General features: G+C 69.9%; 11 protein-coding genes. 3 read left to right on the top strand and 8 right to left on the bottom strand.

The features are described from left to right. The first annotated feature begins 35 nt into the window (after nucleotides 1-35). Nucleotides 36-5,672, top strand: a complete 5,637-nt coding sequence (uvrA, locus tag FUT87_RS18320; protein WP_147241954.1) for an excinuclease ABC subunit UvrA — start codon at nucleotides 36-38, stop codon at nucleotides 5,670-5,672. Nucleotides 5,673-5,787: 115 nt separating this feature from the next. Here uvrA and FUT87_RS18315 read toward each other — a convergent pair whose 3' ends face one another. Then, entirely contained in the window at nucleotides 5,788-6,084 is a 297-nt protein-coding gene (locus FUT87_RS18315; protein WP_091720540.1) for a hypothetical protein, read from the bottom strand. A gap of 65 nt (nucleotides 6,085-6,149) precedes the next feature. After that, nucleotides 6,150-6,752, bottom strand: coding sequence for a hypothetical protein (locus FUT87_RS18310; RefSeq protein ID WP_255511855.1), 603 nt, complete (start codon nucleotides 6,750-6,752; stop codon nucleotides 6,150-6,152). A 142-nt stretch (nucleotides 6,753-6,894) separates the two neighbouring features. On the opposite strand from FUT87_RS18310, the gene FUT87_RS18305 reads away from it, so the two are divergent. Then, nucleotides 6,895-9,564 carry a prolyl oligopeptidase family serine peptidase gene (locus FUT87_RS18305; protein ID WP_147241953.1) on the top strand — a complete coding sequence of 890 codons (2,670 nt, stop codon included), beginning with the start codon at nucleotides 6,895-6,897 and terminating at the stop codon, nucleotides 9,562-9,564. A gap of 65 nt (nucleotides 9,565-9,629) precedes the next feature. Here FUT87_RS18305 and FUT87_RS18300 read toward each other — a convergent pair whose 3' ends face one another. Together FUT87_RS18300 and FUT87_RS18295 are read right to left on the bottom strand one after the other, a co-directional pair. Next, on the bottom strand, nucleotides 9,630-10,340 hold the full coding sequence (locus FUT87_RS18300) for a response regulator transcription factor (RefSeq protein WP_147241952.1): 711 nt from the start codon (nucleotides 10,338-10,340) through the stop codon (nucleotides 9,630-9,632). A gap of 49 nt (nucleotides 10,341-10,389) precedes the next feature. Then, complete coding sequence (locus tag FUT87_RS18295; protein ID WP_147241951.1) at nucleotides 10,390-10,971, bottom strand: DUF4148 domain-containing protein; 582 nt, start codon at nucleotides 10,969-10,971, stop codon at nucleotides 10,390-10,392. Between the two features lie 335 nt (nucleotides 10,972-11,306). On the opposite strand from FUT87_RS18295, the gene FUT87_RS18290 reads away from it, so the two are divergent. Next, nucleotides 11,307-11,912 (top strand): DUF4148 domain-containing protein, encoded by a 606-nt coding sequence (locus tag FUT87_RS18290; RefSeq protein WP_222617195.1) that lies wholly within the window; start codon nucleotides 11,307-11,309, stop codon nucleotides 11,910-11,912. Nucleotides 11,913-11,959: 47 nt separating this feature from the next. Here FUT87_RS18290 and FUT87_RS18285 read toward each other — a convergent pair whose 3' ends face one another. The 4 genes from FUT87_RS18285 to FUT87_RS18270 form a co-directional block, all read right to left on the bottom strand. Next, nucleotides 11,960-13,459: a M48 family metalloprotease gene (locus tag FUT87_RS18285; protein ID WP_147241949.1), complete on the bottom strand. Its 1,500-nt coding sequence runs from the start codon at nucleotides 13,457-13,459 to the stop codon at nucleotides 11,960-11,962. A gap of 83 nt (nucleotides 13,460-13,542) precedes the next feature. Further along, on the bottom strand, nucleotides 13,543-14,154 hold the full coding sequence (locus tag FUT87_RS18280) for a UPF0149 family protein (protein ID WP_091720550.1): 612 nt from the start codon (nucleotides 14,152-14,154) through the stop codon (nucleotides 13,543-13,545). Nucleotides 14,155-14,221: 67 nt separating this feature from the next. After that, complete coding sequence (locus FUT87_RS18275; RefSeq protein ID WP_091720554.1) at nucleotides 14,222-14,464, bottom strand: hypothetical protein; 243 nt, start codon at nucleotides 14,462-14,464, stop codon at nucleotides 14,222-14,224. A 6-nt stretch (nucleotides 14,465-14,470) separates the two neighbouring features. Beyond that, the coding region (locus tag FUT87_RS18270) for a DUF808 domain-containing protein (RefSeq protein ID WP_147241948.1) at nucleotides 14,471-15,123 on the bottom strand (653 nt) is incomplete at its 5' end.

Genomic DNA, 15,123 nt, shown 5'->3' with positions numbered 1-15,123 from the left:
CACTGCCTTTTTCGAGGCTCCCGAGCCCACACCTCATGTCCGACGCCGATATCCGCATTCGCGGGGCCCGCCAGCACAACCTCAAGAACCTCGACCTGGATCTGCGCACCGGCGAGCTGACCGTGGTGACCGGTCCCAGCGGATCGGGCAAGTCCAGCCTGGTCTTCGACACCCTCTACGCCGAAGGCCAGCGCCGCTACGTCGAAACCTTCTCGGCCTACGCCCGCCAGTTCCTGGACCGGATGGACCGCCCGGCCGTCGACAAGGTGGAGGGCGTGCCGCCCGCCATCGCGATCGACCAGACCAACCCGGTCCGCACCAGCCGCTCCACCGTCGGCACGATGACGGAGCTCAACGACCATCTGAAGCTGCTGTTCGCGCGCGGCGCGGACCTCTTCGACCGCGACACCGCGCTGCCGGTGCGCCACGACACGCCGCAGACCATCCACGCCGAGCTGCTGGCGCGCACCGTCGACGGCGATCCGCGCCTGGTGCTGACCTTCCCGGTCGAGCTGCCGGAGACCGTCAGCGCCGGCGAGGTCGAGCAGTGGCTCTCCGCCTCCGGCTTCACGCGGGTGCAGTCGGAGCGCGTCGTCAACGGCCGCAAGGTGCTGGACGTGGTGGCCGACCGCTTCCGCATGCAGGGCGTCGAGCAGTCCCGCGCGATGGAAGCGATCGAGCTGGCGCTCAAGCGCGGCAGCGGCCGCATGACGGTCTACGTGCTGCCGACCGAGGAGGGTGCCGAGCCGGTGCTCTGGCGCTACTCGACCGGCCTGCATTGCCCGGAGAGCGACATCCGCTACGCCGACCCGCAGCCGGCGCTGTTCTCGTTCAACTCGGCGATGGGCGCGTGCGAGACCTGCCGCGGTTTCGGCCGCGTGATCGGCGTGGACCTGGGCCTGGTGATCCCCGACGAGCGCAAGACGCTGCGCGGCGGCGCGATCAAGCCGATGCAGACGCCGGCCTGGAAGGAATGCCAGGACGACCTGCTGAAGTACGCCGGCGATGCCGGCATCCCGCGCGACACCGCGTGGAGCCAGATGACGCAGGCGCAGCGCGACTGGGTCATCGAAGGCAGCCCGAACTGGAACGGCAACTGGAACAAGCAGTGGTACGGCGTCCGCCGGTTCTTCGATTACCTGGAGAGCAAGGCCTACAAGATGCACATCCGGGTGCTGCTGTCCAAGTACCGCAGCTACACGGAATGCCCGGCCTGCCGCGGCGCGCGCCTCAAGACCGAGGCGCTGCTGTGGCGCATCGGTTCCAAGGCGCTGGCCGACGCGGCACTGCCGGCCGCGCAGCGCTTCATGCCGGAGGGCGTGAAGTGGACGCGCGCGCAGCTCGAGGCGTTGCCGGGCCTGTCGGTCCATGACCTGATGCAGCTGCCGATCCACCGGCTCAGACGCTTCATGGACGAGCTCCAGTTGCCGGGCTCGATGCTCGACGAGGCGCTGAAGCTGCTGCTCGACGAGATCCGCAACCGGCTCAAGTACCTGGTCGACGTCGGCATCGGCTACCTGACGCTGGACCGCCAGAGCCGCACGCTGTCCGGCGGCGAGGTGCAGCGCATCAACCTGACCACGGCGCTGGGGACCTCGCTGGTCAACACGCTGTTCGTGCTGGACGAGCCCAGCATTGGCCTGCACCCGCGCGACATGAACCGCATCGTCGAGGCGATGCAGCGCCTGCGCGACGCGGGCAACACGCTGGTGGTCGTCGAGCACGACCCGGCGGTGATGCTGGCGGCGGACCGGCTCATCGACATGGGCCCCGGCCCCGGCCAGCAGGGCGGCCAGATCGTCTTCGACGGCACGCCGGAACAGATCCGCGCCGCCGACACGCTGACCGGCGCCTACCTCGGCGCGCGCAGGCACGTGGGCATGGGCCTGAAGCGCGTCGTCGAGGAGAACACGCCGCGACTGATCCTCGAGGGCGCGCGCGAGCACAACCTCAAGAACGTCAGCGTCGAGTTCCCGCTGCAGCGCATGGTGGCGGTCACCGGCGTGTCGGGCTCGGGCAAGAGCACGCTGATGCAGGACGTGCTGTATCCGGCGCTGGCGCGCTGGTTCGGCCAGGCCACCGAGGCGCCGGGCGCGCATGACCGGCTCCTGGGCGCGGACTGGCTGGCCGACGCGGTCTTCGTCGACCAGTCGCCGATCGGCAAGACGGCGCGCTCGAACCCGGCCAGCTACGTCGGCGTGTTCGACGAGATCCGCAAGCGCTTCGCCGACACGCCGATGGCCAGGGAGCGCAGCTACGGCGCCGGCATGTTCAGCTTCAACGCTGGCGACGGCCGTTGTCCGACCTGCGGCGGCTCGGGCTTCGAGCACGTCGAGATGCAGTTCCTGTCCGACGTCTACCTGCGCTGCCCCGACTGCGACGGCAAGCGCTTCCGCGCCGAGCTGCTCGAGGTCAAGCTGGAGCGCGCCGGGCGGCAGCTCAGCGTCTCCGACGTGCTGGACCTGACGGTGGCCGAGGCGCTGGGCGTCTTCAAGGACGACCGCGAGGTGCTGAACAAGCTGCAGCCGCTGTCGGATGTCGGCCTGGACTACCTGACGCTGGGGCAGCCGGTGCCGACGCTGTCGGGCGGCGAGGCCCAGCGGTTGAAGCTGGCGGGATACCTCGCGGAGGCGGCCTCGAAGCCGCGCCAGGCGACCGCGACCAAGGGCACCCTGTTCCTCTTCGACGAGCCGACCACGGGCCTGCACTTCGACGACATCGCCAAGCTCATGCGCGCCATGCGCAAGCTGCTGTCGGCGGGGCATTCGCTGATCCTGATCGAGCACAACCTGGACGTGATCCGCGCGTCGGACTGGGTCATCGATCTCGGGCCCGAGGGCGGCGAGGACGGCGGCCTGGTCGTCGCGGTCGGCACGCCGGAGACGCTGAAGGACCATCCGACCTCGCACACCGCGCAGGCGCTGCGCGAGTACGCGGCCGAGATGGACCGCGCGCCGGTCAAGGTCGCCGAAGGCAAGCCGCTGCAATCGCTGCTGCGCCAGCGCCGCAAGGCCGATGAAGCGATCCGCATCGTCAACGCGCGCGAGCACAACCTGAAGTCGGTCGACGTCAGCATCCCGCGCGGCAAGTTCAACGTCGTGACCGGCGTGTCGGGCTCCGGCAAGAGCACGCTGGCCTTCGACATCCTGTTCAACGAGGGCCAGCGCCGCTATCTCGAATCGCTGAACGCCTATGCGCGCTCGATCGTGCAGCCGGCGGGCCGGCCCGAGGTCGACGCGGTCTGGGGCATTCCGCCGACGGTCGCGATCGAGCAGCGCCTGTCGCGCGGCGGGCGCAAGAGCACGGTGGCGACCACGACCGAGGTCTGGCACTTCCTGCGCCTGCTCTACGTGAAGCTCGGCGTGCAGCACTGCGCCAACGACGGCACGCCGGTGAAGCCGCAGAGCGTCGAGGCCATCGCCGCGCAGCTGCTGCGCGACTACAAGGGCCGGCACATCGGGCTGCTCGCGCCGCTGGTGGTCAATCGCAAGGGCGTCTACACCGACCTGGCGAAGTGGGCGAAGCAGCGCGGCTACACCCACCTGCGCGTCGACGGCGAGTTCCTGCCGACCAGTCCGTGGCCGCGGCTGGACCGCTTCAAGGAACACACGATCGAACTGCCGGTGGGCGACATGACCGTCACGCCGGAGACCGAGGCCGAGTTGCGCGAGCTGCTGGCCAAGGCGCTGGACCACGGCAAGGGCGTGGTGCATGTGCTGTCGCCGCTGGACGGACTGCACGACGCGCTGCGCAATGCGAAGCCGACGCGCGGCATCGGCGAGCTGCGGGTGTTCTCCACCAAGCGCGCCTGCCCGCAGTGCGGCACGAGTTATCCGGAACTGGATCCGCGGCTGTTCAGCTACAACTCCAAGCACGGCTGGTGCACCACCTGCGTCGGCACCGGCCTGGCGCTGACGCGCGAGCAGCGCAAGGCCCTGGACGACAGCCAGCAGGACAAGGACAACCGCGGCCGTGAACAGAGCTTCCCCGCCGAGGAGGCCGAGATCGAGGACCTGAGCGACGCGCCGTGCCCTGACTGCCATGGCTCGCGCCTGAATCCGGTGGCGCGCGCGGTGACCTTCGAGCACGAGACGATCGCGGCGGTGGCCTCGTGGAGCGTGACCGAGGCCCGCCAGTGGATCGCCGGCCTGACGCTGACCGGCCGCGACGCGGAGATCGCGCGCGACGTGGTCAGCGAGATCAAGGGCCGGCTGGAGTTCCTCGAGGAAGTGGGGCTGGGCTACCTGACGCTGGATCGCGCGGCGCCGACGCTCTCCGGGGGCGAGGCGCAGCGGATCCGCCTGGCGGCGCAGCTCGGCAGCAACCTGCAGGGCGTGTGCTACGTGCTGGACGAGCCGACGATCGGCTTGCATCCGCGCGACAACCAGATCCTGTTGAAGGCGCTGTCGACGCTGGGCGACAAGGGCAACACGCTGGTGGTCGTCGAGCATGACGAGGACACGATCCGGCGCGCCGATCACATCATCGACATCGGCCCGAGCGCGGGCAAGCGCGGCGGCCGCGTGATCGCCGAGGGCACGGCCGAGCAGATCGCGAAGAACCCCGATTCGCTGACGGGCCGCTTCCTGTCCAAGCCGCTGGTGCATCCGCTCAAGGAGCGCCGCGAGATGGACGCCGACGCGCCCAAGCTGACGGTGCTCAACGCGGCGCTGCACAACCTGCGCGGCGTCACGGTGGACGTGCCGCTGCACCGGCTGGTGGGCATCACGGGGGTGTCGGGCTCGGGCAAGTCGACGCTCGCGCGGGACGTGCTGCTGGCCAACATGGCGGCGGCGGTGCCGCTGCGCCGGGCGCCGTCGACCTGGCTGGGCTGCGACGCCATCGAGGGCCATCAGCAGGTGGACCGGGTGCTGGAGGTCGACCAGACGCCGATCGGCAAGACGCCGCGCAGCTGCCCGGCGACCTACATCGGCTTCTGGGACGCGATCCGCAAGCTGTTCGCCGAGACGCTGGAGGCGAAGGCCCGCGGGTATGGTCCGGGCCGCTTCAGCTTCAACACCGGCGAAGGCCGCTGCCCGGGCTGTGAAGGGCAGGGCATGCGCACCATCGCGATGAGCTTCCTGCCGGACGTGAAGGTGCTCTGCGACCAGTGCCATGGGCAGCGCTTCAATCCGGAGACGCTGGCGGTGAGCTGGCGCGGCAAGAGCATCGGCGAGGTGCTGCAGATGGAGGTGGACGAGGCGGTGGAGTTCTTTGCCGCGATGACCTCGATCGCGCATCCGCTGAAGCTGCTGCAGGACGTGGGGCTGGGCTACCTGACGCTGGGTCAGCCGAGCCCGACGCTGTCGGGCGGCGAAGCGCAGCGGATCAAGCTGGTGTCGGAGCTGGTGAAGGTGCGCGACGACGTGACGCGCCGCGGCCAGAAGCCGCCGCACACGCTGTACGTGCTGGACGAGCCGACGGTGGGCCTGCACATGGCGGACGTGGAGAAGCTGATCCGGGTGCTGCATCGCCTGGTCGACGGCGGACACAGCGTGGTCGTCATCGAGCATGACCTCGATGTGATCGCCGAAGCCGACTGGGTGCTGGACCTGGGACCGGAGGGCGGCTCGGCGGGCGGACGCGTGGTCGCGCAAGGCCGGCCGGAGACGCTGGTGGCGCAAGGGACGCACACCGGCAAGGCGCTGGCACCGGTGCTGGCAAGACGCTGACCGGCGGGGCGCTCCGGAACCGGGGCGTCCGGCACGCCGCCGCAAGCGCCAACGACAACGGCCTCTCAAGGAGGCCGTTGTCGTTGGAAGGCGGGAGGAGGGCCGGTACCGGCGCTCAATGCGGCTTGCGTCGCTGGCGCTGCTCGAAGTCGTCGCCGTGATAGACGTTGCCGTCCCAGGTGCCTGAGCGGTGCTTGGCGCGGGCGATCGCGTCGAGGGCCGCGTCATGGGCGGCGCGACGGCGGTCGCGTGAATTGAAGCGACCCTTCAGGCCGATGCCGCTGCCCATCAGAAGGCCCGGGCGCCGGACCCATGCGCGCCAGGCCATCTGGTGCCGCCGCGGCAAGGCCATGTCGATCGCGAGCAGCACGCAGATCAGCAGTCCAAGGGCGGCGATGACTTTGGCGAACATACGTCGGCGCGGTGAATCACGCCTTGCTGGCGTGCAAGCGGCCGACTATACGCGAGGGGAAAACCTCAGTCGCGATGATGGCCGCGTCCATGTCCGTGGCCACGATCACCGCGGTCACCGTCGCGGTCCCAGCCGCCGCGACCGCCACCGCGATGGTCATCGCGGTGTTCTTCCCAGCGCCGGCCCTCCCAGCCGCGATGGTCGTCGCGGTGGTCGTGCCAGTCGCGGCGGCCGTCCCAGCGGCCATCCCAATCCCGACGCACCGGCTCCCACCGGGGCGGCGGCGGAGGGGCATAGACCGGCATCGGATGCACGCGCGGGCGACCGTAGTAGACCGGGGCGTAGGTCCGCGTGTACCAGTCCTCGCGGACGAAATACACCGGCCGGCCGCAGGCGCGGTAGTAGCCGCAGTGGCGCGACCAGGCGTGGTAATGCGCAGGCGGCACGCGCAGGTACATCGGCGGGGCGGGGTCGTAGACCCGCTCGATCACCATCGGCTGCGCGTAGATCACGTCGGGGCGGACGTTGCCGACGTCGATGCGGCCATAGAAGCCGGGCTGTCCGACGCTGATGGACACGCCCACGTCGCCCGCGAAGGCCGTTGGCGCAGCCAGCACGCCGGCGGTCAGCGCCACGGCGCCGAGGATGCGTTGGATCAGGTGCTTCATGGAACCTCCGACCTACCTAGGGAAAGTATGGACGGTTAACGCGCGCTTGACGGATCCGGTGCACAGCGCAGCGGTAAGCAGTTGTTGACCCCTCCCTAGAATCCCGCGTCCCTGCTGACCTTGCGGGGCGTGGAGCAACGATTTGAAGCAATGGATCCTGACTTCCCTGGCGCTGGCGACCCTGGCGACGGGGCTGGGCGCCGGCGAGCCCTCGCTGGCGCAGACGACGACGGCCCCCGTCGCGGTGGCCAACCGGCCGCTGACCCTGGAACAGCTGTTCCGCGCCGAGTCCTATCGCGGGGAGTCCGCCAAGGACCTGAAATTCAGCGCGAGCGGCCGTTACGTCGCTTACCTCTGGAACCCGTTCGGCGAGCCTGGCAGCGACCTGTACGTCCATGACACCCAGACGGGCAGGACGGTCCGCGTGAGTTCGCCGGCGCTGATGGCCGTGGTGGAGACGCCGGAGAACCTGGAGCGCTACGCCCGCAAGCTCAAGCAGAAGCGCGACGAGCTGGCCCAGCGCCAGGCCCGCGAGGAGGCGCAGGCCGCCTACCTGCGCGGCGAGCCCGTGGATCTGGATCAATGGGAGCGCCAGGCGATCGCCGATCTGAAGGTCGAGCTGGCCGAGCGCAAGGCGCGCGAGGACGCCCGCAAGGCGGCCGAAAAGGCGGCCTGGGGCGACGCACCGGCCGCCGCGGCGGCGCCGGCCTCGGGCGCGTCCGCCGCGGAGGCGAAGAAGCCGGCCAAGGATCCCAAGGACATGGCGCTCTGGGAGCTGCGCGACGAACTGAAGAAGAAGCGCGAGCGCGAGAAGCTCAAGCCCGAGGACCTGTACCCCGGAGTCTCGCAGTTCGTGTGGGCGTCCAAGGCAGATGAACTGGTGCTCGCCTACCGCGGCCAGCTGCTGCGCTGGAAAGCGGGCGCCGACCGCGCCGAGCCGCTGCTGTCGACCGGCCGCACGCTCAAGCCGGTCGCCTACGCGCCGGACGACCAGTCGCTGATCGTGCAGGACGAGACCCGCGTGCTGCGCGTGCGCCTAGGTACCGCCGGCATCGAGGTGATCAACCGCGAGCTGTTCAATCCGGACGACGAGGACCGCAAGTTCCGCATCGCCCAGACGGCGCTGAGCGAGGACGGCCGCTGGATGGCGCTGGTGGCCAACGCGCCGCTGGTGAACGCGGACGGCAAGCCGCTGCCCAAGCCGGGCCGGCAGGTCGAGATCATGAATTACAGCGACCGCTTCGCCACGGCGAAGAAGGTCGATCGCGAGGTCTCCGACGACAAGCGCGGCTTGCCCTCGATGGCGATCTACATCCGCAAGGTGCCGGCGGCCGGCGCCGCGCCGGAGCGCCAGCCCGAACCGGTGTTCACGCACCCGGGCGGCGACGCGTGGTTCGAGATCTCGCCCGTCGTGTGGGCGCGCGACGGCAGCCATTACGCCTTCACCACCTTCGAGCGCGAGAAGGACCAGTTCCGCGTCTACCTGGGCAAGCCCGGCGACGCCAAACCGGAGATGGTGCTGGAGCGTCGCGCACCCATCCACCACGAGCTGGTCAACGTGATGACGCCGTCATTCACGCCGGACTCGAAGCAACTGGTGCTGATCCTCGCCGACAACGGCTGGCGCCAGCCCTACGCGATGAGCCTGGCGGCGGGCGCCGACCGTTCGGTGACGCCGCTGGTCAAGGGCGAGTTCGAGGCCTTCCAGGTGCTGGGCTTCACGCCGGATGCGAAGACGATGTTCGTCGTGTCCAACAAGGACGACTACGCGGCGATGAATGTCTGGCGCGTCGAGCTCAAGGACGGCCGCATGACGGCGCTGGGCCGCTCGCCGGACTACCACCGCGCTGCGGCGGTGGCGCGCAATGGCCAGTGGGCGGCGGCGGTGGCCGGCAACTGGGCCGAACGCCCTGAGCTGAAGCTGTTGAAGGGACAGGCCGCCGCATCGGGCGCCGAGCCCGGCAAGGTGCTGACGCAGAGTCACGACCCGGCCTGGGCCCAGGTCGACGTGCTGCGGCCGGAGCGCTTCAGCTTCCGCAACCGCCACGGCGACATGATTCCGGCCTACGTCTTCAAGCCGCTGGGCTGGGCGCCGAGCGACAAGCGCGCGGCGGTCGTCTACACCTACGGCGGGCCGCTGAATGATCGCCATTCGGTCGAGACCGACAGCTTCCAGCCGACCGGTTATGTCTTCGCGATGTACATGGCGGCCAAGCATGGCTACGTCACGGTGACGGTGGATCCGCGCGGGCATTCCAACTACGGCGAGAAGTTCGCCGATGCCAACTGGGAGCAGCCGGGCGCGCCGCAGACCGAGGACCTGGAGGACCTGGTCGCCTACATGAAGGCCAATCTGGGTGTCGACGGGCAGCGCATCGGCCTGAACGGCTGGAGCTTCGGCGGTTTCCAGACCCAGTACACGATGTACACGAAGCCCGATCTGTTCGCGGCCGGCATCGCGGGCGCGGGTCCGACGGAATGGGAGAACTACAACAGCTGGTACAGCGGCCGGACCATCGGCAAGGTGGACCGGACCAAGCCGGTGCTGCGCAAGTATTCGCTGCTGCCGCTGGCCAGGCAGCTGAAGAAGCCGCTGCTGCTGGTGCACGGCATGCAGGACCCGAACGTGCTTTATCAGGACACGGTCAACGTGTATCGCGCGCTGCTGGAGTCGGGCAAGGAAGGGCTGGTCGAGCTGTTTCTGGATCCGGATGGGGAGCACGCCCTCGGCGGCGCGGTGAAGCCGGCGGGCTGGCACCGCAAGTACGAGGCGTTCTGGCTGGCACACCTGGGGGCGGCGCAGCGCAAGTAGGACGCCAAGCCTACCCGTGCCCTGAGCCGCGGATGTCGTGCCTGTCACGACGCCCGGCCGGCCGCTCACGCCGTCCGGAATGCCGGCCCCGGGACGGCGTCGTCCAGCCGGTAACCGATGCCCCGCACCGTCTTGAGCAAGGCGCGGCCGTGTCCCAGGTCGATCTTCGATCGCAGACGCCGCATGTAGACGTCCACGATGTTGGTCAGCGGATCGACCTGATCGCCCCAGACCTTGGCCAGGATGCGCTGGCGGCTGAGCACGCTGCCCGGCGACACCATCAGCAGCTCCAGCACCGCCATCTCCTTGGCCGTGAGCGGGATCGCGCGGCCCGCGCGCCGCACCTGCCGCCGCTCCAGGTCGAAGACCAGGTCCGCCGCGCGCAGCGTGGTCGACACCGGCCGATAGCTGCGGCTGCGCCGGAGCAGCGCCCTGACGCGCGCCGTCAGCTCCTCGGGGTCGAAGGGCATGGCCATGTAGTCGTCCGCTCCCAGCCGGATCCCCTTGGCCTTGTCCTTGCTGCTCGCGGCATCCGCCAGCATCAGGATGGGCACCTGGCTCCCCATGGCGCGCAGCAGGCGGCACAGGTCCAGCCCGTCCAGCCGGGGCAGCGCCAGGTCCAGGATCACGAGGCTCCATTCGAGCTCCAGGGCCAGGCGCAGCCCTTCTTCGCCGCAGCAGGCGATCCGCACGATGAACCCCGCGGCGGTCAGGCACCGCCGCAGGAGATCCGACACGGCCGGGTCATCCTCGACGACCAGCAGCCGCTGAATCATCGGAGTCGGCGAGGGACACCCACCCGCCCGCCTCGCGGCGGGCGGCCCCTCACGGCTTGGCCGACTGGTCGTTGTCGTTGATGCGGCGCAGCTCGCCGCTGCGGCGCGCCTCGTCGAACTGCTGCTTCACGTCCTGGCGGGTGGTCGCCGGCTTCTTGGCTGCGCCGGCCGTGCCAGGCCCCGCGTGGGCACGCGACTCGTGGAAGGCGTGGTCGACGTCGCCGTTGGCGCGCGCGGTCGCCAGCTCCGCCTTGACCTGCGCCCGCGTCTTGGATCCGCTGGTCTGGGCATCCGTGCTCTGGGTCTTCGCGTGGGCGGCCGACTCGTGGAAGGCGTCGCGCTTCGCGCCGGACTTGCGCGCTTCGGTCAGGGCCTGGCGCGCCTGTTCGCGCGTCTTGGTGCTCTTGCCCTTGACGCCGAGCTCTTCCTTGGAGTGCTGACCGTTCTCGTCGAACGCCGCGTCGATGGCGCCGGAGGCCTGCGCGCGGTCGCGCTCGGCCTTGACTTCATCCCGGGTCGGGGGACGCGCGGTCGCGTCTTCGGCATGCGCCCACATCGAGGCACTCGCAGCGGCGGCGGCGAGGATCGACAGCAGGGCCGTCCGGGTCGTGCTTCGAGTGTTGCGGTTCATCACTTTGCTGTTCCTTTCACTTCCTGTCAGACGGCCGGACTCGGCGTGCTGCCTGTCGGACGTCGCACCACTGCGCGGTGCAGGATGAATTCTCAGAACCCGCAATGAACGTCAGCGGCGAGCCCAGTTAATCGAATGTGAGCGAGAGATGAACGGATCATGAAAGCAAGCCCCTGCTTGCGCTGTTCATGTGCTGCTCATGCGCGGTTCATGTCCGGGGCCACCGACGTTCATCCCGCGCGGCCAGACTTCATCGCACACCACGCCGTGGTGCGATGCCGGGGCCGCCTGATGGCGGGGCCAGGCATGCGACTGGAACTGAAAGGAACAAGCAGGTGAAGTACCGCGACGCTCGACGCGCCACCCGTCTCACGCTCATGTCGGTCTTGATGACCATGGCCACCGGCGCCGCGATGGCGCAGTTCGCCGAGAACGGCCAGTACACGCCCCGCGAACTGGGCCAGTCCGGCCGCGCGATGACCCGGGCCCAGGTGGTCGAGGAACTGGCGCGCGCACGCGCCAATGGTGAGCTCGATCCCGTGGTCATCGAGCTGGGCGAGCAGGCCCTCTCCGGGGCGCAGCGCCGTCAGGCCCTCACGCGCCAGGAGGTGAAGCAGCAATTCGACGAGGCGCGCCGCAGCGGCGAACTGCGCCGCCTCAACGACAACGATCAGTCGCCCCAGCCGGGCCGGGACGCCGGCGGCGGGGACGAGGGCGGCCTGACCCGCGAGCAGGTGAAGGCGGAACTCGCGCGCGCTCGCGCGGCTGGGGAACTCGACCACGCCTTCCACGAGTCCTTCGCGCACGGCCAGCCCTACGGGCAAGGTCCGGTCGTCAGGTCGGCCACTACGCGCGCCGAGGTGAAGCAGCAGCTGGACGAGGCGCGCCGCAACGGAGAGCTCAGGCGGCTCAACGACAACGATCAGTCGCCGAAGCCGTAAGGCCGCCGCGGGCGCGGCGAGGACGCAGGACGGGCGACGGCGCGCGCTCAGGGCGTCGCGACCACCGTCTTCACGCGCTCGCCCGGCTTGGGCGGCGCCTCGCCACCGTAACGGCCGTTGAGCAGTTTCAGCTGCGCTTCGGTCAGCACCGAGCTCTTCGCCATCTCGGCGAAGCCGCCCGCCGGATACGGCCGCAGCGCGATCTTCCACGGCCGGGCCTGCTTGCGGTCGTCGGCATTCAGCGCGCGGAAGCTGCCCTCCGCCTGCGTGAGGCCCTCGCGCCGCGCCTGCAGCGCCTGGCCGTCCTTCGCGGCGTAGATCAGCGCATAGACCGCGCCCTTCGAACTCGTCACCAGCGTCAGCTCGGCGTTGCCGCGCTGGCCCTGTGCGTTGCGACGCACGCCGGCGAAGTGGGTCGCCTTCAGCCCGTTGATCGTCTTCGCGTCGGTGCGGCCCTGCTCGGCGCCCAGGTTGCGCAGGATCTCGTCGTGCGAGTTGCCCGCCTTGGCCGGCACCGGCTGCAGGATCAGCGCCGCGTCGCGCTGCGGGCTCATGACCGTCACCGCGTCATTGCCGTTCTGGATCGCCCAGCCTGCCGGCGCCGTCAGCGCGAAGTCCAGGTCCGGGTGCAGGAACTGCTGTCCCCGCACCAGCCCTTGCGCCGGGCTGTCGCCGAAGACCATGCCCTCGATCGCCTGCAGGAAGGCGGCGCGGTTCTCGTCCACCGCCTGCCCGGCGGTCAGCTGCGAGGCCTCGTCGCGGATGCGCTGCAGGCGCTGCTCGTTGCTCGGGTGCGAGGCCAGCCAGTTGTTGCCCGTCTGCGGCTGGCGGCCCTGTGCCCGCGCCTGGTCGGCGGCGAACTGCTCCTGGTCCTTCAGCACCTGGATCACGTCGACCATGTGCCTGGGGTCGTAGCGGTTGCGCGCCAGGTACTCGGCGCCGAGCTGGTCCGCCTGCAGCTCCTGCTCGCGGCTGTAGGAGGCGATGTAGCCGGCCGCGGCGTTCTGCGAGAGCTGCCCGGCGATGTCCGTCGCGCCGCCCACGCCGCGCGACTCCAGCACCGCGCCCAGCACCGTCGCGGCGAGCACGCCGATGCCGGCGTTCTGCTGGCGCGTCGCCCGCTGCGCGCCGTGGCGAGCGGTCACGTGGCCGATCTCGTGGCCCATGACGCCGGCCAGGTCGGCCTCGTTCTCCATGTAGGCCAGGATGCCCCGGGTGACGTAGACGTAGCCGCCCGGCAGCGCGAAGGCATTGACCTCCGGACTGTCGAGCACGGTGAAATGCCACTCGAGCTCGGCCCGGTGCGACTGCGCGGCGAGCTTGTTGCCCAGCGCGGTGACGTAGGCCTGCAGCCGCGCGTCATCGACGACCGCGTACTCCTTGAGCACGCCCTGGTGGGCCTCGCGGCCGGCGGCCACCTCCTGCTGCAGGCTCATCGCGCTGCGCTCCGTGCGGCCGGAGACCGGGTTGACGACCTGGGTGCCGCAGCCGGCGATCGTCAGCAAGGCGGCGGTGGCCAGCACCGCGAACGGAAAGTGGCGCTTCATCGGATCAACTCGGCGGGACGGAAGAAGGAAAAGGGAAGGGCGGGACGCGGGCGTGAGGCCGCCGGCGGCAAGGCGGGGAGCGCTCAGGTGGCCTGCTGGCGCAGCGTCCACAGCGTCAGGACGCCCTCGGGCACTTCGCGGCTGAGCGCGTCGCGCCAGTGCAGGTCGGTGAGCTTGTCCTGGTCCTCGGCGCTGAGCTGGCTCTCGTCGCCGCCCAGCAGCGCGATCGGCGCCAGCGCGGCCGCGGTCTTGACGTGCTCGAACAGCGGTGCCCAGGCCTCGCCGTCCTGGTCCACGCCGATCATGAAGCCGGTGCACCAGTCCTCGGCATCGACCAGCTGCTGGTCGCCTTCCTCGGCGACGCTGAAGATCGGTTCCCATTCGTCCTGCTTCGACGACCACTGCACCGCCAGGCTGTGCACGTGGCGCAGCAGCAGCAAGGCGATCTTCTTGCGCTGCTTGCCGCTGGCGAAGGGGTCGCCGCCGCCCCACACCGGGCTCATCCATTCGGCGCCGGGCTTGTCGCTCAGCGACAGCGGGCTCAGCAGCTGCGCACTGAGGTAGCCGTCGAGCGCCTCGATGTTCATCGCCGCGTCGTTGTCGATCTCGGACAGGAAGTCGTCGAGGTCCGACAGCTCATCGTCGGTCAGCGGGGTGTATTGCGCCTTGTCGGGCTGGTACTGCGGGAAGTCCATGTCGGATCCTGGAAAGTCGGGCGGGGTCGGGCGGAGTCGGGGAAGCAGAGAAGGCGAGGGCCGGCGCTCAGCCGTGGCGGCCGTGACGGCTCTTGGGCTTGCGGCCGTCCATGTCGGTGAGCTGGGTCTTGAGCAGCGCCATCAGGACGCGGGCGTTGGCCTCGGTCATGACCAGCAGCGTGCTGGGTTCGATGCCCTCGACCGGTTCACGCTCCTTGACGAGGGCGTCCACCTTGAAGGTCACCAGGCCGCTGGTGCTGGAATTCGAGGCGGCCTTGAACTTCTGGACTTCGATGTGATGCGTCTTCATGGGGCGTCATTCTCGGCGATGGCGCAGGCGCTGGATACCGGTGACCACGGCCACGACGACGATGCCGGCCAGGATGCCGGCGATCGCATCGCCGAGCAGCTCGACGAGGGTGCGGGCGAAGCCGCTGGCGCCGAGTGCCTCCACGACATGCTGGATCGCGTGATGAAGGAAGGGCGCGCCGTGCGTCAGGATGCCGCCGCCGACCAGGAACATCGCGGCGGTGCCGGCCACCGACAGCGCCTTCATCAGCCACGGCGCCAGCCAGAGCAGCCCGCGGCCCAGCGCCTGCTGCCAGGCCGCGGCCTTGCGGCTGAGCCACAGGCCGGCGTCGTCCAGCTTGACGATGCCGGCGACCAGGCCGTACACGCCGATCGTCATCAGCAGGGCGATGCCGGAGAGCACCAGCACGCGCGTCATGAAGCTGGCCTCGGCCACCGTGCCCAGGGTGATGGCGATGATCTCGGCGGAGAGGATGAAGTCGGTCCGGATCGCGCCCTTGACCTTGTCCTTCTCCAGCGCGGCCAGGTCGATCGCCGGGTTCCGGGCGGCCTCGGCCAGCGCGGCCTCGTGGGCGTCGTCGTCGGCGGTGTGCAGCCACTTGTGGGCGAGCTTCTCGACGCCCTCGAAGCAGAGGTAGGCGCCGCCGATCATCAGCAGCG

The organism is Mitsuaria sp. TWR114 (genome assembly GCF_007997345.1).
Note: the sequence above shows the minus strand (reverse complement) of the source record. Positions and strands in the feature narration are given on the sequence as shown.